Origin of the sequence: Streptomyces sp. CB03238 (genome assembly GCF_002099185.1) — a bacterium.
Classification (GTDB): domain Bacteria; phylum Actinomycetota; class Actinomycetes; order Streptomycetales; family Streptomycetaceae; genus Streptomyces.
Genome location: NZ_NBCN01000039.1, coordinates 1 through 25525 on the forward strand (window position 1 = coordinate 1; position 25525 = coordinate 25525).

Genomic DNA, 25525 nt, shown 5'->3' on the forward strand with positions numbered 1-25525 from the left:
CCGGCATCGGCGGCCAAACACCTGCCAGCCGCGGCACCAACCTCTCCAGACAGCACACCTAGGCCGATGCCCGTCGCACCAGTTCCGTAGGAGTGATCACCGAGCCCGGTGCGCTGCCCGCTCCGGGCTCGGCCTCCTGTGCGTTCAGGACGCGCATCAGCAGCCGGACCATGAGCCGGCCCATGCCCTCGATGTCCTGGCGGACCGTCGTCAGCGGCGGGTCGGTGGCCTCCGCGATGGACGTCATGTCGTCGAAGCCGACCAGCGCCACGTCCTCCGGCACCCGCAGCCCGCGCTCGCGCAGCACCCGCAGCGCGCCCGACGCCATCAGGTCGTTGGCGGCGAACACGGCGTCCAGGTCCGGACGTCGCTCCAGCAGCTCCGCCATGGCCCGCGCCCCGCTCTCCTCGGTGAAGTCGCCCTGTGCGATCAGCCCGGGGCCGGCGTCCAGCAGGACGTCCTGGTAACCGTCCATCCGGTCCATCGCGGACGTCTGGTCGCGCGGGCCGGCGATGTGCGCGACGCGCTCACGGCCCAGCGCCAGCAGGTGCCGTACGGCTTCCCGCGCGCCGCCCCGGTTGTCCGCGTCCACGTACGGTACGGCCAGGCCGGCCGTCGCGCCCGGCCAGCCCGGCCGCCCGCCGAACACCGCCGGCACCTGCACCCGCCGGATGATCGCGGGCAGCTCGTCGTCGTTGTGCACGGAGAAGGCGAGCGCCCCGTCGACATGGCCCCCGCCCAGATACCGGCCGATCCGGTCGTAGTCGCCGGGCCCCTCGACCCACAGCAGCACCAGCTGCGAGTCGTGCGCGGTCAGCTCGCGGCTGATGCCCCGCACCTGCTGCTCGAAGAAGGGGTCGGAGAACACCCGGAACTCCGGCTCGGCGATGATCACCGCCACCGCGCCGTTGCGCCGGGTCACCAGGGTGCGCGCCGCGTGGTTGGGGATGTAGCCCAGCTCCTCGACGGCCCGGCGCACCTTGTCCACCAGCGGCTGGCGGACCCCGGCGCCACCGTTCACGACGCGCGAGACCGTCGCCCGCGAGACCCCGGCGTGGGCCGCGACGGCCTCCAGGGTGGGGCGGGAGCCGGGGGCCGGATCGGGCATGGGGGACAAGGGTGCTCCTCGGCGGCGCGGCGGAACCTGTGTACAGGAGCAGGGTAACCGGTGCGCCGATCTTCTGAGAGCGCTCTCTGGGGCCTGCGGAAAGCCGCCGCCCCTAGGCGCAGGGCGGCGGCCTTCCGGCGAACCCCGATCAGTGACCGTGACCGTGACCGTGACCGTGGTCGCCGTGGTCGTGGATCGTGTTCGTCGCGGCGATCTTCTTCCACGACTTCGGCTGGGCCGGCTTCACCGTTGCCTGCGAGCGTGCCGCGATCCGCGCTTCGGCGGCGGCCGGAGCCGCCGGTTTCGACGGCTGGTACAGCCAGGTGTCGAACAGCCCCGCAAGGGGCTTGCCCGAGACGCGCTCGGCGTACGTCACGAAGTCGGCCACCGTGGCGTTGCCGTACGCGTGCTCGGTCGGCCAGCCCTTCAGGATCGCGAAGAAGTCCTCGTCGCCTATCTCGTTGCGCAGCGCCTGGAGGGCAAGCGCGCCCCGGTCGTACACGGCGATGTCGAACTGCTTGTCCGGACCCGGGTCGCCCGGCTTGACCGTCCAGAACGGGTCGTCGGCCGCCCGCGTCGCGTACACGTGGTCCGCCAGCTCCTGCGCCGTGCCCTCGCCCTCCTTCTCCGACCACAGCCACTGGCTGTAGCGGGCGAAGCCCTCGTTGATCCAGATGTCCTTCCATCGGTCCACCGACACGCTGTCGCCGTACCACTGGTGCGCCAGCTCGTGCACGACCACCGACACGTTCGCGCCGTTCGCGAACTGCCGCGGGCTGTAGAACGGCCGCGTCTGCGTCTCCAGCGCGTAACCGCTGGTCACGTTGGGAACGTAACCGCCGAGCGCGTTGAAGGGGTACGGTCCGAAGAGCTCCTCCAGCCACTCCGCGACCTCCGCCGTGCGCTCGAGGCTGGCGCGCGCCGCGCCCGCGTTGTCGCCGAGGTCCTTGCTGTACGCGTTGAGGACGGGCAGGCCCTTGGCGGTCTTGTCCGTCGTGATGTCGAACCTGCCGACGGCGAGCGTGGCGAGGTAGGTGGCCTGCGGCTTGTTGGAGCGCCAGGAGAAACGCGTCCAGCCGAGCCGCGACGACTGCGACTGCAGGACGCCGTTGCTGATGGCCTGGGTCCCGTCCGGCACGGAGACCGATACGTCGAACGTCGCCTTGTCCAGCGGGTGGTCGTTGGAGGGGAACCACCATACGGCCGAGTCCGGCTCCTGCGCCGCGACGCCGCCGTCGGGCGTGCGGTGCCAGGCGGTCCAGCCGCCGATCTTCAGCTCGGACGGCTTGCCCGCGTACCGTACGACGACCGATATCGCCCGGTTCTTCTCCAGTGGCGCGGCCGGGGTGACTTCCAGCTCGTGGTCACCGGTGGCGGTGAACGTCGCCTTCTTGCCGTTCACCCGGACCTCACTGGCCTTCAGGCCCAGGTCGAGGTTGAAGCGGGAGAGGTTCTGCGTGGTGGTGGCGATGATCGTCGCCGTACCCTCCAGCAGGTCCGTCTTCGGCTGGTACTTCAGGCGCAGGTCGTAGTGCGACACGTCGTATCCGCCGTTGCCGCTGGCCGGGTAGTAGGGGTCGCCGATGCCGGGGGAGCCGGGGCTGTAGTCGGCCGCCGATGCCGGGATCGCCAGCAGGAGGGAGGCCGCCAGGGCGCTCGGGACGATCAGTCTGCGGTGCACGTCAAGCTCTCCAAGTCGTATGGACGGAAGGGCTCCTGAAGACTAATCAGCCCGCGCGCCCCGGTCACGGGGATTGATCACGGCCGCTGGGGTGGCGGCAGGTGGTGCCGGCAGGGACGTGCGGTGGGCGGGATGGCAGCCATGATCGACGGGCCGGCCGTGATGTGCATAAACTCCGAACTGATACGCGAAGACCGCACTTGTTCGCTGAACATCCCTCAGACGGCCGGCTGACGAAGCCGGCCGCCATCCACAGAAGGGAGCACTCCCATGAGGTTGGTACGAACCCGGCTCCTGTCGTACCGAAACCGGCTCCTCCCGTACATGCAGCACTACTACTTCCCGGTGCCCGAACAGCCGTATCTGCTCTGGTTCCAGAAGCCCGACGAGTCCACTGAGGCCTTCAACACGGACCATCTGGGGTTCCGCTTCACCGTCTCCGGTGACCGGCGCACCTCCCCGGGCACGTACCGGGGCGACGGGCCCGTGCGGCTGCTCGCGGGCAGCTCCTCGGTGTTCGGGGTCGGGGCGAGCACGGACGAGACCACCATCGCGTCCCGGCTGTGGACCGAGTACGCACCGGCCGAGCCGTGGTTCGCCTTCGGGGGCCAGGCGTTCAACTCCGCCCAGGAGCTGGTGCTCCTCACCCTGTTCCACCACATGCTGCCCCCGGTCTCGGAGATCGTGCTGTTCTCGGGGGTGAACAACCTGGTGGTGAGCCGGTTGCCCGAGGAGCAGCAGGGCGTGCACGGTGCGCACTACCAGGCTGAGCCGCCCGCCGACGACGCCGTGGTGCCCGGCCCCGCCGAGCGGGTGCAGCGGGCATCCGACCGCACCGCGGCGCACCTGCGTACCTGGCAGGCGCTCGCCAACGCGATGGGGGCCCGGCTGGTGTTCGCCCTCCAGCCGTTGGCCCCATGGGTGCGGGAGGAACCGTCCAAGGAGGAGAAGAAGCTCTTCGCGGAGCTGGACAAGGCATCGAACTTCCGCAGCGTGCACAGCGACATCGTCTCCATGGACGTGGGCCGTGACTACGCCGCCGCGCTGGAGAAGCGGTGCCAGGAGATCGGTGTGCCGTTCCTGAACACCACCCAGCTGCTCGCCGAGCGGGCGACCCCGAAGGACTGGCTGTTCGTCGACCGGGTGCACATGACCGACGGGGGGTACGACATGGTGGCCCGGATCCTGGCCGAGGAACTGGAGCTGCGGTGAGCGCGCCCGGGCCCACTCCCGTCCCGCATCCCGTCCGGGGCGCTCGGCGGCGCCGGCCGGCGGCGCTGCTGTTCTGGCGGCGGCGGGCTGCCCAAGCAGCGGGACGACCCGACGATCCACCCGCGGTTCTGAACCCTGGTCCGTGACGCGCGGGTGGTCGCGGCGGGCGCGGCCGTCTCCAGGGCCCCACCTGTCACGTGATCACCATGGGGCCGCCAGGAACGGCGGTGGCCCGCAACCGGTGCCCGCACCACCCCCCTGTGCCACATTCGTCCCCGTACTGCCCTCTGTCATACGCCAGTTGACCCGTGTACCTTCCGCTCCCATGCCGATACGTGCGCGCAGCAGAATCCTGGTGGGCGCGGCCACAGCCGCCCTGATGTCCGCACTGGTGCCGCAGGCGGGCGCGAACAGCGCCTCCGCCCGCGAGTCCCGACCGATCTACTCGTACGACAACGCCGTCCGCGAGTCCGTCTGGGTCGACACAGGCCTCGACGGCGACCGGGACGGCAGGACGGACCGGGTGGCCGTCGACATCGTCCGTCCGCGCGAGGCGGCCCAGCGCGGCCGCAAGGTTCCCGTGATCATGGATGCCAGCCCGTACTACTCCTGCTGCGGGCGCGGCAACGAGAGCCAGAAGAAGACGTACGACGCGAACGGCGACCCCGTCCAGTTCCCGCTGTACTACGACAACTACTTCGTGCCGCGCGGCTACGCCTTCGTCGCCGTCGACCTGGCCGGAACCAGCCGCTCGGACGGCTGCGACGACGTCGGGGGCCGCTCCGACATCCAGTCCGCCAAGGCCGTCGTCGACTGGCTCAACGGCCGGGGCCGCGGCTACACCACCCGTACCGGCACGGAACGCGCCCGCGCGACCGGCTGGTCCACCGGTGACACCGGCATGATCGGCAAGAGCTGGGACGGCACCATCGCCAACGGTATCGCCGCGACCGGCGTCGAGGGCCTGAAGACCATCGTCCCGATCGGCGCCATCTCCTCCTGGTACGACTACTACTTCGCCAAGGGCGCCCCGCTGTACGACTCCGGCCCCGACTGGCTCTCCCACTACGTCAACAGCCCCGACGCCCGCGCCCGCTGCGCCCACGTCCAGCAGCGTCTCGTCGACGGCGCGCCGCGCACCGGCGACTGGACGCGGCTGTGGGAGGAGCGCGACTACGTCAAGAACGCGCACAAGGTGAAGGCCAGCGTCTTCGTCGTGCACGGGCAGCAGGACCTCAACGTCCGCGCCAAGCACTTCGGCCAGTGGTGGGACGCCCTCGCCGAGCACGGCGTCGAGCGCAGGATCTGGCTCTCGCAGACCGGGCACGTCGACCCGTTCGACTTCCGCCGCGCCGACTGGGTACGGACCCTGCACCGCTGGTTCGACCACTACCTCCTCGGCTACGACAACGGCGTCGACCGCGAGCCGATGGCCGACATCGAGCGCGCCCCCGACCAGTGGTCCACCGACCGCGTCTGGCCGCCGCGCGCCACCGCCGCCACCACGCTCCGCCCCGGCACGGGCGCGGCGCCCGGCGTCGGCACCCTCGGCCTCGCCCCGGCCGGGCCCGGCGCGACGGAGACGTTCACGGACGACCCCGAGCTGGACGAACTCGACTGGGCGGCGCACGTCGACGCCTCCACCCCCGCCAAGGCGGGTTTCATCTCCCGCCCGCTCACGCGGGACCTGCGGCTCTCCGGGTCCTCCACGGTCACCGTCACCGCCACCCCGACGACCACCAGCGCGCACCTGACGGCGGTCCTCGTCGACCTCGGGCCCGACACCATCCGCGACTACGGGGCCGCCGGCGAAGGAATCACCACCCTCACCGAACGCACCTGCTGGGGCGCGAGCACCACCGGCGACAGCGCCTGCTTCAAGGAGACCAAGGCGAAGACCGCCGACGTCGGCTTCACCGTCTTCAGCCGCGGCTGGGCCGACCTCGGCAACTGGGCCGACGCGCACCAGGGCCGCCCCCTCACCCCCGGCAAGGCGCACACCATCACCCTGGACCTCGCCGCGACCGACCACGTCGTCCCGGCCGGCCACCGCCTCGCCCTCATCATCGGCGGCACCGACCAGTACCTCATCGACCCTCCCGCCACCCGGCCCACCCTCACCCTCGACCTCACCCGCACCTCCGCCCGCCTGCCCCTCGTCGGCGGCGCCCCCGCCTTCCTCCGCGCCACCACCGGTACCGTGCACCGGGCTGCCCCGCGCACCGCCCCGCCGGCCGGCGTCACCGCCCCGCGTCCCGTACCGCCGATCCCCGGAGGCAGCACCCGATGACCCCACGCGCCGCACGCGTCCGCGCCCTCGCCGTGACCGTCACCGCCGCAGCCCTCGCCCTCCCGCTGATCACCGCCCCCGCCCAGGCCTCACCCACCACCCCGCCCCGCACCGGCTTCGAGACGTCCCACGGCGCCCGCTGGACGAGCCAGCCCGAGGAGCAACGCTTCCTCACCGCCGTCGACCGGGCGAGCGACCGCGTCTCCATGGCGACCATCGGCACCACCGAGCAGCGCCGCCCCCTCCAGCTCGTACGGATCTCCACCGCGCCCACCACCAACACCGTGCTCCTCATCTGCAGCCAGCACGGTGACGAACCGTCGGGCCGGGAGGCCTGCCTGTCCACCGTCCGCGACCTCGCGTACGCCAAGGACCGCGAAACCCTCCGCTTCCTCTCCCGCACGACCGTCCTCGTCGTCCCCACCGCCAACCCCGACGGCCGCGCCGCCGGCACCCGGGGCAACGCCGACGGCGTCGACATCAACCGCGACCACATCGCCCTCAAGACCGCCGAGGGCCGCGCCCTGGCCGCCGTGATCCGCGACCACCGCCCCGACGTCGTGTACGACCTGCACGAGTACGGCGCCACCCCGCCGTACTACGACAAGGACCTGCTCGCGCTCTGGCCGCGCAACCCCAACACCGACGCGCATGTGCACGACGAAGCGCACACCCTCTCCGAGTCGTACGTCCGCCCCACCGCTGAGCGGGCCGGCTTCGACAGCGGCGTCTACGGCATCTGGACCGACCCCGTCACCGGAGAGCCCGTCAAGCAGGTGGCGGGCGACGGCCAGGAGCGCATCCTCCGCAACACGGCGGGCATCAAGCACGCCGTCGGCCTGCTCGTCGAGACTCGCGTCGACCCCCTCACGGAGGAGGAGAAGAAGGACCCCGCCCTCAACAACCGCCGCCGCGTCGACACCCAGCTCGCCGCCCTCGACGGGCTCTTCGGGTACGTCGACGACCGGCGCGGCACCATCGAGGCGGCCACCACGACGGCCCGGCTGGCCGGCCTGCGCGACCGTGGTCCGGTCTTCCTGGGCGGCGCCGACAACGATCCGCCGCAGCCCGCCGAAACCCTCCAGGACCCGCCCTGCGGCTACCGCCTCAGTCCCGCCCAGTACGCCGGCGTCAAGGACGAGCTGGCGCTGCACGGGGTGACCGTCCGGGCGGGCGACGACGGCGCCTTCGTACCGCTGCGGCAGTCCCGGCGGGCTCTCGTGCCCCTCCTGCTCGATACTCGCGCGGCCTATCACCTCACCGGTGGGGAACCGGTCGACGCCTGTTGATCCCGGGAGGTGTACGCCAGGTGTGGTAGGGGGTATCGGAGAGCGAAATCAGGCCAAACGAATTCGGTGAAAGGTGCCGCTTGTGTCGCACGACGAACGCAAACCGGGACAACGGCTGCGGCTGCCGGTGAAGGCGGCCCTCCCCGGCCGCCACCCGCATGAGGACAAGCCACCCGTCACCGACCGGGTGGTGTTCGGTGTGACGGCCGTGCTCACCCTGGCCTTCGTGATCTGGGGCGCCACGGCCACCAGTGCGCTGGAGAGCGTTTCCGACTCCATGCTGAACGGCCTGATGCACAACGGCGGCTGGGCGTTCGTCCTGGCCGCCTCGGGCTTCGTCGTCTTCGCGCTCTGGCTCGCCATCAGCCGGTACGGGCGTATCGAGCTGGGCCAGGAGCACGAGGAGCCCGAGTTCAGCACCGTCTCGTGGGTCGCCATGATGTTCAGCGCCGGCATGGGCATCGGCCTGATGTTCTACGGCGTCAGCGAACCGCTCGCGCACTACACCACCCCGCCGCCGGGCACCGACCCCGCCGACTCGGCGGACGCCATGCAGACGGCGCTCGCCACCACGCTCTTCCACTGGACCCTGCACCCCTGGGCGATCTACGCGGTGGTCGGCCTGGCCATCGCGTACAGCACCTTCCGGCGCCGCAGGCGGCAGACGATCAGCGCCGTCTTCGTCCCGCTCATCGGCAAGAAGCGCGCCGACGGCACACCCGGCCGGGTGATCGACATCCTGGCGATCTTCGCCACGCTCTTCGGCTCCGCCACCTCCCTCGGGCTCGGCGCGCTCCAGATCGGCAGCGGCATGCACGAGGTGGGGTGGCTGGACAGGGCCGGAACCGGACTGCTCGTCGCCATCATCGGCGTCCTCACCGTGTGCTTCGTCTTCTCCGCCGTCTCCGGTGTGGAGAAGGGCATCCAGTGGCTCTCCAACACCAACATGGTGCTGGCCGTCATCCTCGCCGTCTTCGTCTTCGTCGCGGGCCCCACCATCCTGATCCTCGACCTGATCCCCACCTCGCTCGCCTCCTACTTCGACGAGCTGTGGCAACTGGCCGGCCGCACCGAGGCGGCCACCGGCGGCGGCGACGTCGCCGACTGGCTGAGCAGCTGGACGGTCTTCTACTGGGCCTGGTGGATCTCCTGGACGCCGTTCGTCGGCATGTTCATCGCCCGCATCAGCCGCGGGCGGACGATCCGGCAGTTCGTCGGCGGCGTGATCCTGGTGCCCAGCACGGTGAGCCTGATCTGGTTCGCCATCTTCGGCGGTACGTCCATGCGCCTGAAGGAGGGGGGAGCCCTCGGGGGCGCGACCACGCCCGAGGGCCAGCTCTTCGGCGTGCTCCAGGAGTTCCCCATCGCGGGCGTGATGAGCCTGCTCGTGATGATCCTGGTCGGCATCTTCTTCGTCTCCGGCGCCGACGCCGCCTCGATCGTGATGGGCACGCTCTCCCAGAGGGGCACCTTCGAACCGGCCCGGTTCGTCGTGGTCTTCTGGGGCGTGGTCACCGGCGGCGTGGCGGCGGTGATGCTGCTCGTCGGCGAGGGCAAGGGCGACGCCCTCGCGGGCCTGCAACACCTGACGATCCTCGTCGCGGCCCCGTTCGTCCTGGTGATGGTCGGCATGTGCTGGGCCCTGATGCGGGACCTGCGCCAGGACCCGCTGATCGTGCGTGGCGAACTCGCCGAGGAGGCGGTGGAGGAGGCGGTGATCGCGGGCCACGAGAAGTACGCGGGCGACTTCGAGATCCGCATCGGCCCGGCCCAGGACGAGGAACCCGGCCGCGGCGAGGGAACGGCGCCGAAGTCGGACCAGGGGCCCGACGAATCGCCCCGCTGACCGGTCGGCCCCGGTGCGCGCCCCCGGCCGGGCCGGGAGGCGGCAGCCGGGCCGCCACCGAACCCGGCCGGTGGCCGATTAACGCCCCGGGGCTTCCCTCGGCGAGGATGGCGGCATGACCGAGATCCGCACGCCCCGCCTCCTCCTGCGCCGCTGGCACGACGACGACCTCGTACCCATGGCCGACATCAACGCGGATCCCGAGGTCATGCGCTGGATCGGCGACGGCTCGGTCCGCGACCTGGAGGAGACCGCCGAGGACATCGAGCGGTGGGAGGAGGAGTGGGACGAGGAGGGCTTCGGGCTCTTCGCCGTGGAGCTCCTCGCCTCCGGTGAGCTGATCGGGTTCGCGGGGCTGTCCGTACCCGAGTACCTGCCCGAGGTGCTGCCGGCCGTCGAGATCGTCTGGCGCCTCGGCCGGCCCTTCTGGGGGCAGGGGTACGCCTCCGAAGCCGCCCACGCCGTCCTGGAGTTCGCGCTCCAGGACCGTGGCCTCGACCGGGTCGTCAGCATCGCCCGGCTGGGGAACGAAGGCGCCGAGAACATCATGCGCAAGCTCGGTATGGCGCCGGAACGCGAGACGACCCACCCCGTGTACGGCGTCCCGCTGCACGTCCACGCCATCGACCTCACCGAGTACCACGGGTGACCAGGCCCGCCACCTCCTTCGCGCACCCCCACGCGACCGTGACCCCCGCGCCCCCGTGGCCGTAGTTGTGGACCAGCACCCCGCCGCCGTCCGGCAACGGCTCCGCCGCCAGGCGCACCCCGCCCGACCGCACCGGGCGGAGGCCCACCCGGTGACCCAGTACGCGGGCACGGCCGATCTCGGGGCGGATCCGCGCGCACCGCGCCACGATCGCGGCGGCCGTCCCCGCGTCCGGTTCCGTGCGCCAGTCGTCCTCCTCCGCCGTACCGCCGAGGATCAGCCGCCCCGGCTGCGGGAAGAAGTACGTCGCCGTGCTCGCCGAGGCGTCCGCCGCGACGAACCACTCCTCCACACCCGGGTTCTCCACCAGCACCAGCTGTCCGCGCACCGGCCGCAGACCGCCGTCCGGTACGAGGTCCCGCGCACCGAGCCCCGTGCAGTTGACCACTACCGGGGCCGGGGCCTCCGCGAGGGACGACACCGCCCGCGTCTCGACGGCCCCGCCCGCCGCCTCCAGCCGGGCCTTCAGCCACCCCAGGTGGACCGGCATGTCGACCAGCGGCAGCCGGGCCGCCAGGCCCCGTGACGGCAGCTGCCGCATCCCCGGCACCTCGCCCGCCCAGGAACCGAGCGACCCCAGTTCGGTCTCCGCGTGGACGCCCGCCACCATCCGTACGCCCGTCGCCTCCGGATCGGCGGCGAGCCGCTCGTACACGCGAAGCGACGCCAGGGCCCACGCGCCCACCCGCTCCGCCGGTTCGATGCGGTACGGCCACCACAGCGCGCCCGCCACCGCGGAGGTGGTGGCGCCCGGCGCGTCGCGCGTCCACACCCGTACCCGCAGGCCGCGCCCGGCCAGCGTGACCGCCGTCGTCAGCCCGATGACCCCGCCGCCCACCACGATCACGTCGCCGCTCATGCCGGGACGGTAGCGGAGGCGTCCCGGGCGGGCATACACCCGACATGCCTGCCGAGCACGAGCACGACCCGACGCTCGACCCCGCCCACGCGTCCTTCGCCCTCGCGCCCGCGACCAGGACCGGCGGGGTCCTCACCACCGGTGCGTACCAAGTGCACCGCGACTTCCTCGACTTCCTCGTCGACGGCCGCCCGCTCCTGCACCAGCTGTCCGACCTCGACGCCGTGTCCCCGCTCGCCTCCGACGTACCGCCCGCCATCTTCACCGACCAGGTCCGTGGCCTGCTGCTGGACGCCGAGGCGCCGCTGCCCGGCGGGCGGTACGTCATCTACGGCTGCCCCGAGTGCGAGAGCCTCGCGTGCGGCGCCGTCACGGCCGTGATCGAGCGGGATGGCGACGACGTCGTCTGGCGCGACTTCGCCTGGCAGACGGACGAGTCCGCCGACCTGGACCTCAACGGCTACCACGGGATAGGCCCGTTCCGCTTCCACGGCGACCAGTACCGCGCCGAACTGGAACGCCTGCTCCCGAGCGCCGCCCCCGCCCGCCGCCGCGTCCTGTTGATCGGCGCCCGCGTCGCCGTCCTCGCCAGGCTCGCCGCCGCGCTGCGCACCATCGGCATCGGTGCCGACACCGCCGAGGACACCGCCGCCGTACCGCCCGAGGAGCTGCGGGCGTACGGCGCGGTGGCGTTCGGCCGGGGGGTCGGGGAGGAGCGGCGTACCGCCGTGAAGGAGGCGTTCGCCCGGGCGGGCGCGGACGTGGCGTACGTCGACGGGCTCGCGCCCATCGTCCCGCTGCTCGTCGCGCAGATCGAGCACGCCCTCGACCGCAGCCCGCTGGAGCGGCGGCGCCTGGTCCGGCTGGCCGCGGCCGGCGGCGAGGCGACCGTGGAGGTCACCTCCACCTGCCGCGTCCAGCTCGTCGCGTACCGGCTGGACCGCCTCCGCCGCACGCGCGCGCATGAGCTGTTCGACGGGTTACTGGAGCCGGGCCGACACCGGATTCCGCTGGACGCCCGGGCGGTCAAGGGCCGATCCTTCCTCGTGGCACGCACCATGGGGGGCGTGCTGGTCGCACCGACGATGGCCCCGGCGAGCCGCGAATCGCCGTCACGATGACACCGATGACCCGAAGGCACGCCTCCCCGCGCCGATGAGCGCCGTCGCCGGGTCCCTCGCCCCGCACGGGCTCGCCGGTCTGCTGTGACCGGGCCCCCGATAGGATCGACCCCCTGATGACTGCAACCCTCGTCGCCAAGGACCTCGCCGCCGGCCACGGCGAACGTTCCCTCTTCTCCGGCCTCGACCTCGTCGTCGCACCCGGCGACGTGATCGGCCTCGTCGGCGTGAACGGCGCCGGCAAGTCGACCCTGCTGCGGCTCCTCGCCGGGCTCGACACCCCCGGGCACGGGGAGCTGCGCCTGTCGCCGCCCGCCGCCACCGTCGGCCACCTCCCGCAGGAGCCGGAGCGCCGCGCGGGGGAGACCGTGCGCGACTTCCTCGCCCGCCGCACCGGCGTCGCCGCCGCCCAGGCCGCGATGGACGAGGCGACCCAGGGCCTGGTCGACGGCACGCCCGGCGCCGACGACGCGTACGCCACCGCCCTGGAGCGCTGGCTGAACCTCGGCGGCGCCGACCTCGACGAGCGCGCCGAGGAGGTCGCCGGCTCCCTGGGCCTCACCGTCGGGCTCGACCGGCCGATGACGTCCCTCTCCGGCGGCCAGGCCGCCCGCGCGGGTCTCGCCTCGCTGCTGCTGTCCCGTTACGACGTGTTCCTGCTGGACGAGCCGACCAACGACCTCGACCTGGACGGCCTGGAGCGCCTGGAGCGCTTCGTCCAGGGCCTGCGCGCCGGGACGGTCGTCATCAGCCACGACCGCGAGTTCCTCGCCCGCACCGTCACCAAGGTCCTCGAACTGGACCTGGCGCAGCAGCAGATCCGGCTCTATGGAGGCGGCTACGAGGCGTATCTGGAGGAGCGGGAAACCGCCCGCCGGCACGCCCGCGAGGAGTTCGAGGAGTACGCCGACAAGAAGGCCGCCCTCGAAGGCCGCGCCCAGATGCAGCGCTCGTGGATGGACAAGGGCGTCAAGAACGCCCGCCGCAAGGCGGGCAACGACAACGACAAGCTCGGCCGCAAGTTCCGCAGCGAGGCGAGCGAGAAGCAGGCCGCCAAGGCCCGCCAGACGCAGCGCATGATCGAGCGTCTGGACACCGTCGAGGAGCCCCGCAAGGAGTGGGAGCTGCGGATGGAGATCGCCGCCGCCCCGCGCTCCGGCGCGGTCGTGGCGACGCTGCGCGACGCCGAGGCCGCCCGGGGCGGCTTCCGCTTCGGCCCGGCCTCGCTCCAGATCGACTGGGCCGACCGGGTGGCCATCACCGGCGCCAACGGCGCGGGCAAGTCGACCCTGCTGGCCGCCCTCCTCGGCCGTCTCCCGCTGGACGCCGGGCACGCCTCACTCGGCTCGGGCGTCGTCGTCGGGGAGGTCGACCAGGCGCGCAAGCTGTTCCACGGGCAGGAGTCCCTGCTGGACGCGTTCTGCGCGGCCGTACCCGACACCGAGCCGGCCGACGTGCGCACCCTGCTGGCCAAGTTCGGCCTCAAGGCCCACCATGTGACGCGCTCCGCGACGTCCCTCTCGCCGGGCGAACGCACCCGTGCCGCCCTCGCCCTGCTCCAGGGCCGTGGCGTGAACCTGCTGGTCCTGGACGAACCGACCAACCACCTCGACCTGCCGGCCATCGAGCAGCTGGAGTCGGCCCTCGACTCGTACACGGGGACCCTGCTCCTGGTCACCCACGACCGGCGCATGCTGGACGCGGTACGCACGACCCGGCGCATCGAGGTCGCGGACGGCAAGGTGACCGAGCACTGACCGGTTCCGGGGACCGCCCCCGGAACCGGCCCGTCATGTCACCTCACCGGCGGCCCTTCGCGCCGCCTCCGCCCCCGCCGCCCAGCAGGCCCGCCTTGCGCAGGGCGTCCGCCATGGCGCTGTTCGCGGGCGCGGGCGCGGGGGCCTGGGCCTGACGCCCGCCACCCTTCGCGCCGCCGCCACCGCGCCGGTCACCACGGCCGCCACCGCTGCCCTGGCGCTGCTGCGGCGGACGACCGCCCCGCTCCCGCTTCGGCGACGCCGCCGCGTCCGTACCGGCGGACGTCTCGTCGTCCAGCCGCAGCGTCAGGGAGATCCGCTTGCGCGGAATGTCGACGTCCAGGACCTTGACCTTCACCACGTCGCCCGGCTTGACCACTTCACGCGGGTCCTTGACGAAGTTCCGGGACATCGCCGACACGTGCACGAGCCCGTCCTGGTGCACACCGACGTCCACGAAGGCGCCGAAGGCGGCCACGTTCGTGACGACGCCCTCCAGGACCATCCCCGCCTCCAGGTCGCCGATCTTCTCGACGCCCTCCTTGAAGGTGGCCGTCTTGAACGCGGGCCTGGGGTCGCGCCCCGGCTTCTCCAGCTCCCGCAGGATGTCCGTGACCGTCGGCAGACCGAAGGTCTCGTCCACGAAGTCGTCCGCCCGCAGCGACCGCAGCACCGAGGTGTTGCCGATCAGCGACGCGACCTCGCCGCCCGTCGTCTTCACCATCCGCCGCACCACCGGATACGCCTCCGGGTGCACGCTGGACGCGTCCAGCGGATCGTCGCCGCCGCGGATCCGCAGGAAGCCCGCGCACTGCTCGTACGCCTTCGGGCCGAGGCGCGGCACCTCCTTGAGCGCCTTGCGCGACCGGAACGGGCCGTTGGCGTCCCGATAGGAAACGATGTTCTCGGCGAGGCCCGCGCCGATGCCCGACACGCGGGAAAGGAGAGGCGCGGAGGCGGTGTTGACGTCGACCCCGACACCGTTCACACAGTCCTCGACCACCGCGTCCAGCGAACGCGACAGCTTCACCTCGGACAGGTCGTGCTGGTACTGGCCGACACCGATCGACTTCGGGTCGATCTTCACCAATTCGGCCAGCGGGTCCTGGAGCCGGCGCGCGATCGAGACCGCGCCGCGCAGGGAGACGTCCAGCTCCGGCAGCTCCTGGGAGGCGAACGCGGACGCCGAGTACACCGACGCGCCCGCCTCCGACACCATGACCTTCGTGAGCTTGAGATCCGGGTGCTTGGCGATCAGTTCACCGGCGAGCTTGTCGGTCTCGCGCGACGCCGTGCCGTTGCCGATGGCGACCAGCTCGACCGCGTGCTCCTTCGCGAGCCGTGCCAGGGTCGCCAGCGACTGGTCCCACTTGTTGGCGGGCACGTGCGGGTAGATCGTGTCGGTGGCGACGACCTTGCCGGTCGCGTCCACGACGGCGACCTTCACGCCCGTACGGAAACCGGGGTCGAGCCCCAGCGTCGCGCGGGTCCCGGCGGGCGCCGCGAGCAGCAGGTCGCGCAGGTTCGCCGCGAAGACCCGGACCGCCTCGTCCTCCGCCGCCGTACGCAGCCGCAGCCGCAGGTCGATGCCGAGGTGGACGAGGATCCGGGTGCGCCACGCCCACCGCACCGTGTCGGCGAGCCACTTGTCGCCCGGCCGCCCCTGCTGGGAGATCCCGAACCGGGAGGCGACGATCCCCTCGTACGACGAAGGGCCCTCGACCGGCTCCTCCGGCTCCAGGACCAGGTCGAGGACCTCCTCCTTCTCGCCGCGCAGCATCGCGAGCACCCGGTGCGAGGGCAGTTCGGTGAACGGCTCGGCGAAGTCGAAGTAGTCGGCGAACTTCGCGCCCGCCTCCTCCTTGCCCTCCCGGACCTTCGCGGCCAGCCGGCCGCGCGTCCACATCCGCTCGCGCAGCTCGCCGATCAGGTCGGCGTCCTCCGAGAACCGCTCGGTGAGGATGGCGCGGGCGCCCTCCAGCGCGGCGGCCGGGTCCGCGACACCCTTGCCGGCATCGACGAACGCGGCGGCCGCGGCGAGCGGCTCCACCGACGGGTCGCCGAGCAGCCCGTCGGCCAGCGGCTCCAGACCGGCCTCGCGGGCGATCTGCGCCTTGGTGCGCCGCTTCGGCTTGAACGGCAGGTAGATGTCCTCCAGCCGCGCCTTGGTGTCGGCGGCGAGGATCCGCGCTTCCAGCTCCCCGGTGAGCTTGCCCTGCTCGTGTACGGAGTCGAGGATGGCGGCCCGCCGGTCCTCCAGCTCCCGCAGGTAGCGCAGCCGCTCCTCGAGCGTGCGCAGCTGCGCGTCGTCGAGCATCTCGGTCGCTTCCTTGCGGTAGCGCGCGATGAACGGCACGGTCGACCCGCCGTCGAGCAGCTCGACGGCCGCCTTCACCTGCCGCTCCCGTACGCCGAGCTCCTCGGCGATCCTGCCTTCGATGGACGTCGTCACGGTGTCCCGACTCGCCTTCTCGTGCCTGCCAGCTTGAGGTTGCATTCTGCCGGGTCACCGTGCGACGTGTCCGCCTGCCCCGTCGTCAGGCGCGGCGCGCCCTGCCCCCGCCCCGTGAGGCCCCGCCGAAGAGCCGCGCCAGCAGCCGGAACGGCAGGGTGACGACGGTGGCGACGGCCGAGCCGATCATGCGGAAGAAGTCGGCGATGGTACGCAAGGGGCACCTCCAAGTGCTGTCGGTTGCCCCTTGCGGGTTGCCGCCACGTATACAGCGAAACGTTCCGGCGAAACGTCAGCCCTTGCCGGCCAGGTCCTGCGGGAACGCCCCCGCCGCCACGGCCGCGCCCAGGAAGTCCCGCCCCAGCTCGGTGAGCCGCTCGACGTCCGCCGCGCCGAGGTGCTCGTACGGAGCGGCGTCCAGGCGGTCCGTACGGTCCTCCAGCTCGGCGCGCAGGGCGGAGCCCGCACTCGTCAGCTCGCCGGCCTCGTCCATGAGGCCACGCCCGCGCAGCCGCTCGGCCGCCGCGTCCCAGTCGGCGCGCTGCCAGCCGCGCGTGGCGAGGATCCAGCGGGGCGCCATGCCCTTGCCGGTCGCCGTGTGGCTGACGAGCGCCTCCAGCGGATCCAGCCCGGCGGCCAGCAGCGCGACCAGGTGGGCGTCGCCCCGGTGCTCGCGCAGCAGCGTCGCGGCGTGCCAGTACGCCAGGTGCGGCTCCTCGGGCACCGGGAGGTCGGCGTGGGCGGCGTACAGCGGGCGGGCGTGCCGGGTGCACGCCTCGGTGGCGCGCAGCGCGAGCCGGGCGGCCTCCGCCATCTCCGCCGACTCGACCGCCGCGTCGCCGAGCAGCCGCCGCAGGGTGGTGTCGGCCGCCCGCAGCCGTGCCGCGAGCACCGCCCCGGGGGAGGCGGTGTCCCAGACGGCCGGCAGGTGCCGGGCGACGAGCTCGTGGTTGAAGTTGTAGAACGCCGCCGTGACGACCCCCGCGCCCACCGCTCCCATGGCGGCGGCCCGCCCGGCGAAGTACGCGGCGCTGGAGTCCGTGACCCCGAGCGCCGCCAGCTCCTTGGCGAAGTCGGGCGAGAAGTACACCGTCGAGTGGAGCGGGTTCAGGGCGTTGTGGCAGCGCCGGCCGGCGCGCGGCGGGAGAGTCGTCATGCCAAGCAGGTTACCGACTGGTTGGTACGCCGCCAGGGGCCGGACCCCGGATGGCCGGAAAGGTGGGGCTTTCGTCATTGCGGCCATCCAGCGCGCCCCCAAGGATGAAGGGCATGACGCAGCGACCCGTACTCGTCGTCCTCTTCGACGGCGTACAGAGCCTGGACGTCACCGGACCGGTGGAGGTCTTCGCCGGGGCGGACCACGTCGCCGGACGCCCCACGCCCTACCCGATCCGCACCGCCTCGCTCGACGGAGCGCCCGTCCGCACCCAGAGCGGCCTGCGCCTGGCCGCCGACGGCCCGCTGGCCGACGCGCCGCGGCCGCACACCCTCCTCGTCCCCGGCGGCGACGGCACCCGGGACCCCGACCCGCGCCTGATCGACTGGCTGCGCCGCCAGGCCCCGTACGCCGAACGCCTGGTCTCCGTCTGCACCGGCTCCGTCCTCCTCGCCGAGGCCGGCCTGCTGGACGGCCGCCGCGTGACCACGCACTGGGCGTTCTGCGACCACCTCGCCCGCGCCCACCCGGAGGTGGACGTCGACCCGGACCCGATCTTCGTACGGGACGGGAACCTCGCCACCTCCGCGGGCGTCACCGCGGGCATCGACCTGGCCCTGGCCCTGGTCGAGGAGGACCTCGGCCGCGACGTGGCGCTCACCATCGCCCGCCACCTCGTGGTCTTCCTCCGCCGCCCCGGCAGCCAGGCCCAGTTCAGCGCCCAGCTCGCCGCCCAGACCGCCCGCCGCGAACCGCTGCGCGAGGTCCAGCAGTTCATCACCGAGCACCCGGCCGCCGACCTGTCCGTCGAGGCCCTGGCCGCCCGCGCCCGCCTCTCACCGCGCCACTTCGCCCGCGCCTTCCAGGCGGAGACCGGCACGACACCCGGCCGCTACGTCGAGCGCGTCCGCCTCGAACACGCCCGCCGCCTCCTGGAGGACACCGGCAGCGGCGTCCACGAGGTCGCCCGGGCGTGCGGCTACGGCACGCCCGAGGCGATGCGCCGTGCCTTCGTCAAGGCACTCGGAACCCCGCCCGCCGAATACCGGCGCCGCTTCCACGCACCACCCGTACCCACCCACGGAGAGCACTGAAAGGACACCGGTCCGCATGCAGATCGCCATCCTCCTGTACCCCGGCTTCACCACCCTCGACGCCATCGGCCCCTTCGAGATCATCAGCCGCCTGCCCGACGCCGAAACCGTGTTCGTCGCCAAGCAGTCCGGCCCCGTCCGCAACGACCAGGGCAACCTCGCCCTCGTCGCCGACCGCACCCTCGCCGAGGTCCCGGGCCCCGGCATCCTCCTCGTCCCCGGCACCGGCGACCCGGGACCGGTCATGCGCGACGAGGAAACCCTCGACTGGCTCCGCACGGCGGACGCCACCAGCACCTGGACCACCTCGGTGTGCACCGGCTCGCTGATCCTGGCCGCCGCGGGCCTCCTCAAGGGCCGCCGCGCCACCACCCACTGGCTCGCACTGGACGACCTGAAGGAGCACGGAGCCGACCCGACGGGGGAGCGGGTCGTCTTCGACGGCAAGTACGTCACGGCGGCCGGCGTCTCGGCCGGCATCGACATGGGCCTGCACCTGGTCGGCCGCATCGCCGGCGACCGGCACGCCCAGACCGTCCAGCTCATCACCGAGTACGACCCCCAGCCCCCGTACGACGCGGGCTCCCCGGCCAAGGCCCCGGCCGACATCGTCGCGTTCTGGCGCGATCAGGCCGCCTGAGCGGCCTCCGGCAGCCCCGCCCGGTCCATGAGCGCGTGCATCGCGGTCTCGGGCAGGGCGGGGCTCCCGGCCGCCGCCTCCGCCGTCTCCGGCTCCTCCAGCAGCCCGGCCAGCACGTCGGCGGGCAGCCGGGGATGGCGTACGGCGGCGTTCCTCACCCACCACGCGGGATCACCGGTGAGGCGGACCACCGACGCCACCGACAGGCGGGGGTGCTCCAGTGCCCGTCGCCGTACGGCCTCGTCCGGGTCCCGCCCGAGCCGGTCCACCACCGCGGGCGGGCAGTCCGGGTCCAGCAGCGCGGCCTCCCGCATCCGGGGCCGGGGGTCGTCGGCGCACCGGAGCAGGCCCGCGCGCGGGAAGTTCGGGTGCTCGGGCAGCCGGCGGGCGGAGCGGCCGTCCCAGGTCTCCCACATCTCCAGCAGCATGTGCGCCGGGGCCTGGGCGCAGTGCTCGGCGAGCAGGAGCCGTACGGCGAAGTCCTCGTCGCCCGCCAGGCGTTCCACCACATCGGCGGGCAGGTTCCGCGCGGTCGCGGCGCTGCGTCGCAGCAGCACATGGCCGGACGCGGCACACCGGCGCATCTCGTCCGGGTCGCCGTGCCGTGCCCGGACCCAGGCCAGGGGGTGGTGGTGGTCGTCCGGCCCCACCTCCACGCCACGCACCGCCGCACGCTGCCGCTCGGTGAGCGCCGGGTGCACGGAGGCGTGGCGGCGCACGGTGTCGTACGGGTCCTCGCCGAGCACGGCCACCAGATCCGCGTCCAGGCGCGGATTGCGGGCCAGGAAGCACCGCACCCGGGTGTCCTCGTGCCGGGCCAGCCGCTCGGCGAGCCCCCGCGTGAGCAGGCACTCCTCGGCCGCCCGCTCCCGGACCTTGTCGTCGGGCAGCGCCGCGTACGTCGCCGGGCCCATGGGCAGCTCGTCGCGGTGCCGGCACAACAGCGCCTCGGCCCGCACGTCCTCGTCCTCGTCGGCCAGCAGCGCCGCCCGTTCCGCGGCGTCCAGGTGCTCCCAGGCGCGGGCGCAGACCATGCGCCGGACACCCGGCTCCGGGTCGTCGGCCAGCAGGCGCAGCGGACCGGGTGGCAGCCGCTGGTGGCGGGCGATCTCGCCACGGACCATGGCCTCCGGATGGGTCGCCAGCCGCTCGAACCCCTCGTCGGTCAGCGCGCTCCGGTCGTGAGCGGCATGCATGGCCACGACGTACGCCATGCGGACGTCTCCGTCGAGCAGCCGCGTGCGCTGCTCCGCGGTGAGGTGGATGTGCTCCGCCACCTCACGGCGGGTCCTCGGATGCGGATGGCGGGCCCAGGCCTCGATCACCTCGCCCGGCAGCGGGCGCAAGCGCAGCTTGAAGGGCAACCGCTCCGCCGGGGCCATGCCCAGCAGCCGCACCAGCACCGACGCGGGCGCGGCAGGATTCTCGGAGAGGCCGTGCAGCCAGGGGCTGCCCAGCGCCGCCGACGTCACCTCACACCCCGTACGTGAAGCGCGGCGACCGCCGCTCCAGGAAGGCGGCGACGCCTTCCTCCCGCTCACCGCTGCCGCGCGCCTGCTCCGCCCAGTACGCGTCCCGGTCGGTGCGCCCCGCGGCGAACTCCTTCGCCGCCGCCTGGGTCAGCAGCGAGCGGGAGGCGAGGGTACGGGTGAACTCCGCGACCCGTTTGCCCAGTTCCCCCGCCGGCAGCACCTCGTCCACCAGCCCGGTGCGCAGCGCCCGCTCCGTATCGATCAACTCGCCGGAGAACAGCAGGTACTTCGCCGCGGACGGGCCCACCAGCGACACCAGCCGCCGGGTGGAGGAGGCCGGGTAGACGATGCCGAGCTTCGCCGGCGTGATGCCGAAGAGCGCGCCCTCCTCGGCGAACCGCAGGTCGCACGCGGCCGCCAGCTGGCTGCCGCCGCCCACGCAGTAGCCGCGTACGGCGGCGAGCGTCGGCTTGGGGAAGACGGCCAGCGCCTCCTCGGCGCGCACGGCGAGCGACTGCTGCTCGTCACCCGGCTCGCGCAGCGACGAGATGTCGGCCCCGGCGCAGAAGGTCGCCCCCGCGCCGGTGAGCACCAGCGCCCGGACATCCCGGTCGGCGGCCAGTGTGTCGAGCAGCTCCGGCAGGGCACGCCACATGGCCGCCGTCATGGCGTTGCGCTTGGCGGGGTTGCTGATGACGACGGTGGCGACACCGTCCACGACGGACTGCTCCAGCTGCGGCTGCTCCATGCGCCGGATGCTATCCGTCAGAAGGCGGCTCAGAACGGTCGAGCCCAGAAACCTTGTTGTACGCGTACAGTCAGAAACCGTCGAATAGCTGTTGACTTCTGGTCAGTAACCCGGACCGGTCGCCCGCTGTACCAACACTCGACGACGTGGCGACAATGGAGCACGAGGGTGGAAACCGGACAATGGAGAGCCGCGGGAGCGACCCGGCCCGGCCGCCCTCGTACGAAGGGGTCTGGCGGTTCACCGCTCCCGCGGTCGACGTCTCCGTACCGCAGGCCAGGCGTGCCGTACGGGATCTGCTGAAACGTCAAGGCGTGCCCGCTCACGACGACGTGGTCCACGCCCTGCTGCTGATCGTCTCCGAGCTGGTGACCAACGCCGTGCGGCACGCGGCCCTGCTCTCGCCCGAGCTGGCCGTCGAGGTCGCGATCGGCGCGGAGTGGATCCGGGTGTCGGTGGAGGACAGCCACCCGTACCGCCCCAAGGCGCTGGAGGCGGACTACGGCCGGACGGGCGGGCGCGGTCTGCTGCTCGTACGGGAGGTCACGAAGGAGGCGGGCGGGGAGTGCGACGTGGAGCACACCGCGAGCGGCGGCAAGATCATCTGGGCCGCCCTGCCACTGAGACCCGCGGGGCCGCCCGTGCCGGCCGTGCCGCTCGTGGCGCCCGTGCCGACCGTTCCGCCCGGACTCCCCGTGCCGCCCGGACTCCCCGTGCCGGCCGTCCCGTCCGGTCCCTCGGGGCCCGAGAGACCGGACGGACCGGACCGACCGAACGGACCGGACGGACCGGACGGGCCGACCGTCACCAGCCCCCGGTCTCCCCTGTCAGCTCCTTGATCGCCGGGCGCGCCGCGTCCAGCACCGTCATGAACCACGCGGAGAACGGATCCGCGGCGTGCCGCTCGGTCAGCTCACGCGCCGTCACGAAGGCCGTCTCCTCCACCTCCGCCGGATCCGGCCGCAGCCGGGCCTGCACCATCCCCACGAAAAGGTGGTTGTACTCCTGCTCGACCAGCCCCGACGCGGGGTCCGGGTGGTTGTAGCGGACCGTGCCCGCCTCGGCGAGCAGCGACGGCGACACCCCGAGCTCCTCGTGGACGCGCCGGGCGGCCGCCGCGAACGGCGCCTCTCCCGGATAGGGATGCCCGCAGCACGTGTTCGACCAGACACCGGGGGAGTGGTACTTCCCCAGCGCCCGCCGCTGCAGCAGCAGCCGCCCCTCCTCGTCGAAGAGGAACACCGAGAACGCCCGGTGCAGTTGCCCGGGCGCCTGGTGGGCAGCCAGCTTCTCCGCGGTGCCGATGGTGGTGCCGTTCTCGTCGACCAGTTCGAGCATGATCGACGGCTGCGTTCCGTTCGACGCGGGCGACCCGTTGTTCGCCGCGGTGGCTGGTGTGGTCGGCATAACCATCCTTCGCTTCGGTTCTCGGCCCTGTGGGGCACGCCTCAGTCTGCCGTACAAAAGCCGCTTGTCGGCACACGACGACCCGCGCCCGTCATGCCGGATCAGACACCGAACGCCGCTGGGTAATGGATCGTGCCCACCGGCACTTTCCCGCAACCGTCCAGGTCGAGCGCCATCATGGCCTCGTCCGGCACGTCGAAGGACGGCCTGATCCCGTACCGCGAAGCCGGCACGAAACCGAACCTGGGGTAGTACTCCGGATGACCGAGCACCAGTACCAACCGCTCCCCGCTCAGCCGCGCCGCGTCCAGCACCGCACGGACCACCGCCTGCCCGGCGCCCTGCCGCTGGTACGCGGGCGCCACCGCGACCGGCGCCAGGGCGGCGGCCGGGACCCCGCCGACCCGGCACCGGGTGATCAGCGCGTACGCGGCGACCGTGCCGTCCGGCCCCTCGGCGACGTACGACAGGTCCGGCAGCCACGCGGACGGGTCCTGGCGGAGCCGGTCGACCAGCTCGGCCTCCGCCTCCGTCCCGAACGCGGCGGCGTTGACCGCCCGTACGGCCGCGGCGTCCGCGTCCGTCTCCGGCCGGGTACGCCAGCGGGGGTCGGCCGGGCGCAGCACGAAGCCGGTGTAGCCGTACTCCGAGCCGTGCTCGCGGCGCATGGCGATCTCCGCGCGGGTCGCGGCGAGCGCCTCGGCCATGCCGGGTGCGGCCGGATCGGCCGTGTCGGCCCGCTCGCCGAGCGGCCCGTAGTACTCGTCCCAGTCGCTCTCGGGCTGGGGGTACGTCCCGAGCACGTGGTACCCGGCCGCGACGGCCGCCGCGGTGTTCGCGGCGGTGGTACGCAGCGCGTAGTGCTCGTCCCAGAAGGCCCGCGCCTCGGGGCTCGGCTCGTCGGTCGTCCACACGCACTCGGTGACGACCAGCGTCCCGCCGGGGGAGAGCAGCCGGCGCCAGGAACGCAGCGCGCGGTCGAAGCCGATCGAGTACGCCGAGCTCTCCGCCCAGATCAGGTCGAACGACCCGTCACCGTACGGCAGCGCGGCCATGTCGGCCTGGACGGTACGGATGGAGCCCGCGAGCCCCCGGGCGTCGGCGGCCTGCCGCAGCTCGGCCAGGAACGGCTCGTGCAGGTCGACGGCCGTGACGTCCGCACCGCCGCCGGTACCGGCCTCTTCGGCCAGCAGCAGCGCGGACCGGCCGGGGCCGCAGCCCAGGTCGAGCACGCGCGGGTGCGGCGGCAGCGGACCGGCGAGGGAGAGGAGCCGGCGCGTGGTGTCGCCGGAACCGGGGCCCTGCCGCGGCAGACCGTGGTGCAGGGCGAAGAAAGCGTCGTACAGAGCGTTGTCGGACAACGTGGGAAACCCTTTGATGTGAGCGGGCCCCGGCCGACGTGTACGTGACGAGACGTACGGGATCAGGTCAGCCGAGAACCCGGAAGCCGAAGTCGAAGCTGGACCGGGCGCTGCACTGGGCAGCCATCGCCGCGACGGTCATCAACCTCAGCTCCTCTCACAGGTAGGGCTTTCGATCAACCACCCTAACAGCGGTCAGTGACAGAGCTTCGCCTCGTGCGCGGCATGGCCGCTGGGCTCCAGCTGGAACGTGCAGTGCTCGACGTCGAAGTGGTCGCCCAGGCACCCCTGGAGCTCGTGCAGCAGCTTCTCGTGCCCCACCGAGTCGAGCGCCTCCTGGTGCACCACCACATGCGCCGACAGCACCGGCATCCCGGACGTGATGGTCCAGGCGTGCAGATCATGGACGTCCAGCACACCCGGCAGGTCCAGTATGTGTGCCCGTACCTCGGTCATGTCCACGCCCTTGGGGGCCGCCTCCAGCAGCACGTCGAGCGTCTCGCGCAGCAGCTTCAGCGTGCGCGGGACGATCATCAGGCCGATCACCAGGGACGCGATCGGGTCGGCCGCCTGCCAGCCGGTGGCCAGGATGATCCCGGCCGAGATCAGCACCGTCACGGAACCCAGCGCGTCCGCGAGGACCTCCAGGTACGCGCCGCGCACGTTCAGGCTCTCCTTCTGTCCCCGCACGAGGAGGGACAGCGAGACCATATTGGCGACCAGGCCGAACAGGGCGAACGCGATCGCCACCCCGCCCTTCGTCTCGGCCGGCGTGATGAACCGCTGCACCGCCTCGAACAGCAGGTAGCCGCCCACGCCGAGCAGCAGCAGACAGTTCGCCAGTGCGGCGAGGATCTCCGCCCGCGCGAACCCGAACGTACGCCTCTGGTCGGCCGGGCGGCCGGCGAAGTGGATGGCCAGCAGCGCCATGGCGAGACCGACGGCATCGGTCGCCATGTGCGCGGCGTCCGCGATCAGCGCGAGCGAGTCGGCGATCACGCCGCCGACGATCTCGGCCACCATGACCGCGAGGGTGATCGTGAGCGCGATCCGCAGCCGTCCCTTGTACGCGGCGGCCGCGGTTCCCGTGGGCGGCGGCCCGCCGTGCGTGTGCCCGTGATCGTGCCCTGCCCCCATGGACGGCCTCCCGTTGATCGACGACAACGGCCAGTGAACTACGGGTGGGGGGTATCCGCAAGCCGGTACTGAACACCGTTGTCATGTGCCCTGACCTGCGGTGATGTCTCCTGGTCAGGGGTGGGGCGCCGGGTCATGGCGGCCGGTCCACGCGGTCGCCCACCCGCGGTTTGTGGGGGGAGGTGC

General features: G+C 72.7%; 20 protein-coding genes and 1 pseudogene. 10 read left to right on the forward strand and 11 right to left on the reverse strand.

Features of this window, described 5'->3' with window-relative positions:
- Window positions 1-58: 58 nt before the first annotated feature.
- Window positions 59-1108, reverse strand: a complete 1050-nt coding sequence (locus tag BKD26_RS36980; protein WP_084907366.1) for a LacI family DNA-binding transcriptional regulator — start codon at window positions 1106-1108, stop codon at window positions 59-61.
- Window positions 1109-1256: 148 nt separating this feature from the next.
- A complete protein-coding gene (locus BKD26_RS36985; protein ID WP_084907368.1) occupies window positions 1257-2789 on the reverse strand; it encodes a M1 family metallopeptidase in 1533 nt (510 codons plus the stop codon).
- Window positions 2790-3059: 270 nt separating this feature from the next.
- Between BKD26_RS36985 and BKD26_RS36990 the strand changes: the two genes are divergently transcribed.
- The 5 genes from BKD26_RS36990 to BKD26_RS37010 all read left to right on the forward strand — a co-directional run bounded on the left by BKD26_RS36990 (window position 3060) and on the right by BKD26_RS37010 (window position 10075).
- Window positions 3060-4001, forward strand: coding sequence for an Inducer of phenazine A (locus tag BKD26_RS36990; protein WP_241519028.1), 942 nt, complete (start codon window positions 3060-3062; stop codon window positions 3999-4001).
- Window positions 4002-4326: 325 nt separating this feature from the next.
- Window positions 4327-6291 carry a Xaa-Pro dipeptidyl-peptidase gene (locus tag BKD26_RS36995; RefSeq protein WP_084907370.1) on the forward strand — a complete coding sequence of 655 codons (1965 nt, stop codon included), beginning with the start codon at window positions 4327-4329 and terminating at the stop codon, window positions 6289-6291.
- Window positions 6288-7580: a M14 family metallocarboxypeptidase gene (locus BKD26_RS37000; protein WP_084907372.1), complete on the forward strand. Its 1293-nt coding sequence runs from the start codon at window positions 6288-6290 to the stop codon at window positions 7578-7580. The genes BKD26_RS36995 and BKD26_RS37000 overlap by 4 nt, the downstream gene beginning before the upstream one ends.
- A 121-nt stretch (window positions 7581-7701) precedes the next feature.
- On the forward strand, window positions 7702-9426 hold the full coding sequence (locus BKD26_RS37005; protein ID WP_084907423.1) for a BCCT family transporter: 1725 nt from the start codon (window positions 7702-7704) through the stop codon (window positions 9424-9426).
- A gap of 115 nt (window positions 9427-9541) precedes the next feature.
- Window positions 9542-10075, forward strand: a complete 534-nt coding sequence (locus tag BKD26_RS37010; RefSeq protein ID WP_073760206.1) for a GNAT family N-acetyltransferase — start codon at window positions 9542-9544, stop codon at window positions 10073-10075.
- Here BKD26_RS37010 and BKD26_RS37015 read toward each other — a convergent pair.
- Window positions 10056-10994 carry an FAD-dependent oxidoreductase gene (locus BKD26_RS37015; protein ID WP_084907374.1) on the reverse strand — a complete coding sequence of 313 codons (939 nt, stop codon included), beginning with the start codon at window positions 10992-10994 and terminating at the stop codon, window positions 10056-10058. The two genes, BKD26_RS37010 and BKD26_RS37015, sit on opposite strands and share 20 nt — an antisense overlap.
- Window positions 10995-11038: 44 nt before the next feature.
- Between BKD26_RS37015 and BKD26_RS37020 the strand changes: the two genes are divergently transcribed.
- Both BKD26_RS37020 and BKD26_RS37025 read left to right on the forward strand, forming a co-directional pair.
- Window positions 11039-12115, forward strand: coding sequence for an oxidoreductase (locus tag BKD26_RS37020; protein ID WP_084907375.1), 1077 nt, complete (start codon window positions 11039-11041; stop codon window positions 12113-12115).
- 116 nt (window positions 12116-12231) lie between these two features.
- The gene (locus BKD26_RS37025; protein WP_084907377.1) at window positions 12232-13872 is read left to right on the forward strand and encodes an ABC-F family ATP-binding cassette domain-containing protein; all 1641 of its coding nucleotides are present in this window, start codon (window positions 12232-12234) and stop codon (window positions 13870-13872) included.
- A 43-nt stretch (window positions 13873-13915) separates the two neighbouring features.
- On the opposite strand, the gene BKD26_RS37030 is transcribed toward BKD26_RS37025, so the two are convergent.
- From BKD26_RS37030 to BKD26_RS37035, 3 genes are all read right to left on the reverse strand, one after another.
- Window positions 13916-16324: a Tex family protein gene (locus tag BKD26_RS37030; RefSeq protein WP_084907380.1), complete on the reverse strand. Its 2409-nt coding sequence runs from the start codon at window positions 16322-16324 to the stop codon at window positions 13916-13918.
- Between the two features lie 85 nt (window positions 16325-16409).
- The gene (locus tag BKD26_RS42175; RefSeq protein WP_260604312.1) at window positions 16410-16541 is read right to left on the reverse strand and encodes an LPFR motif small protein; all 132 of its coding nucleotides are present in this window, start codon (window positions 16539-16541) and stop codon (window positions 16410-16412) included.
- A 75-nt stretch (window positions 16542-16616) separates the two neighbouring features.
- Window positions 16617-17480, reverse strand: a complete 864-nt coding sequence (locus tag BKD26_RS37035; RefSeq protein WP_084907382.1) for a hypothetical protein — start codon at window positions 17478-17480, stop codon at window positions 16617-16619.
- A gap of 113 nt (window positions 17481-17593) precedes the next feature.
- On the opposite strand from BKD26_RS37035, the gene BKD26_RS37040 reads away from it, so the two are divergent.
- Window positions 17594-18574 (forward strand): GlxA family transcriptional regulator, encoded by a 981-nt coding sequence (locus BKD26_RS37040; RefSeq protein WP_084907384.1) that lies wholly within the window; start codon window positions 17594-17596, stop codon window positions 18572-18574.
- A gap of 16 nt (window positions 18575-18590) precedes the next feature.
- Window positions 18591-19214 carry a DJ-1/PfpI family protein gene (locus tag BKD26_RS37045; RefSeq protein WP_084907386.1) on the forward strand — a complete coding sequence of 208 codons (624 nt, stop codon included), beginning with the start codon at window positions 18591-18593 and terminating at the stop codon, window positions 19212-19214.
- On the opposite strand, the gene BKD26_RS37050 is transcribed toward BKD26_RS37045, so the two are convergent.
- Both BKD26_RS37050 and BKD26_RS37055 read right to left on the reverse strand, forming a co-directional pair.
- Complete coding sequence (locus BKD26_RS37050; RefSeq protein ID WP_084907388.1) at window positions 19202-20686, reverse strand: hypothetical protein; 1485 nt, start codon at window positions 20684-20686, stop codon at window positions 19202-19204. The two genes, BKD26_RS37045 and BKD26_RS37050, sit on opposite strands and share 13 nt — an antisense overlap.
- Before the next feature lies 1 nt (window position 20687).
- A complete protein-coding gene (locus BKD26_RS37055; protein ID WP_084907390.1) occupies window positions 20688-21434 on the reverse strand; it encodes an enoyl-CoA hydratase/isomerase family protein in 747 nt (248 codons plus the stop codon).
- Between the two features lie 182 nt (window positions 21435-21616).
- Between BKD26_RS37055 and BKD26_RS37060 the strand changes: the two are divergent.
- Window positions 21617-22057, forward strand: a pseudogene (locus BKD26_RS37060) (ATP-binding protein); the annotation flags it as partial.
- A gap of 181 nt (window positions 22058-22238) precedes the next feature.
- Here BKD26_RS37060 and idi read toward each other — a convergent pair.
- The 3 genes from idi to BKD26_RS37075 form a co-directional block, all read right to left on the reverse strand.
- Window positions 22239-22841, reverse strand: a complete 603-nt coding sequence (gene idi, locus BKD26_RS37065) for an isopentenyl-diphosphate Delta-isomerase (protein WP_073760224.1) — start codon at window positions 22839-22841, stop codon at window positions 22239-22241.
- Window positions 22842-22942: 101 nt separating this feature from the next.
- Window positions 22943-24202, reverse strand: a complete 1260-nt coding sequence (locus BKD26_RS37070) for a bifunctional class I SAM-dependent methyltransferase/N-acetyltransferase (RefSeq protein ID WP_084907394.1) — start codon at window positions 24200-24202, stop codon at window positions 22943-22945.
- 195 nt (window positions 24203-24397) lie between these two features.
- A complete protein-coding gene (locus BKD26_RS37075) occupies window positions 24398-25339 on the reverse strand; it encodes a cation diffusion facilitator family transporter (RefSeq protein ID WP_084907396.1) in 942 nt (313 codons plus the stop codon).
- Window positions 25340-25525: the final 186 nt, after the last annotated feature.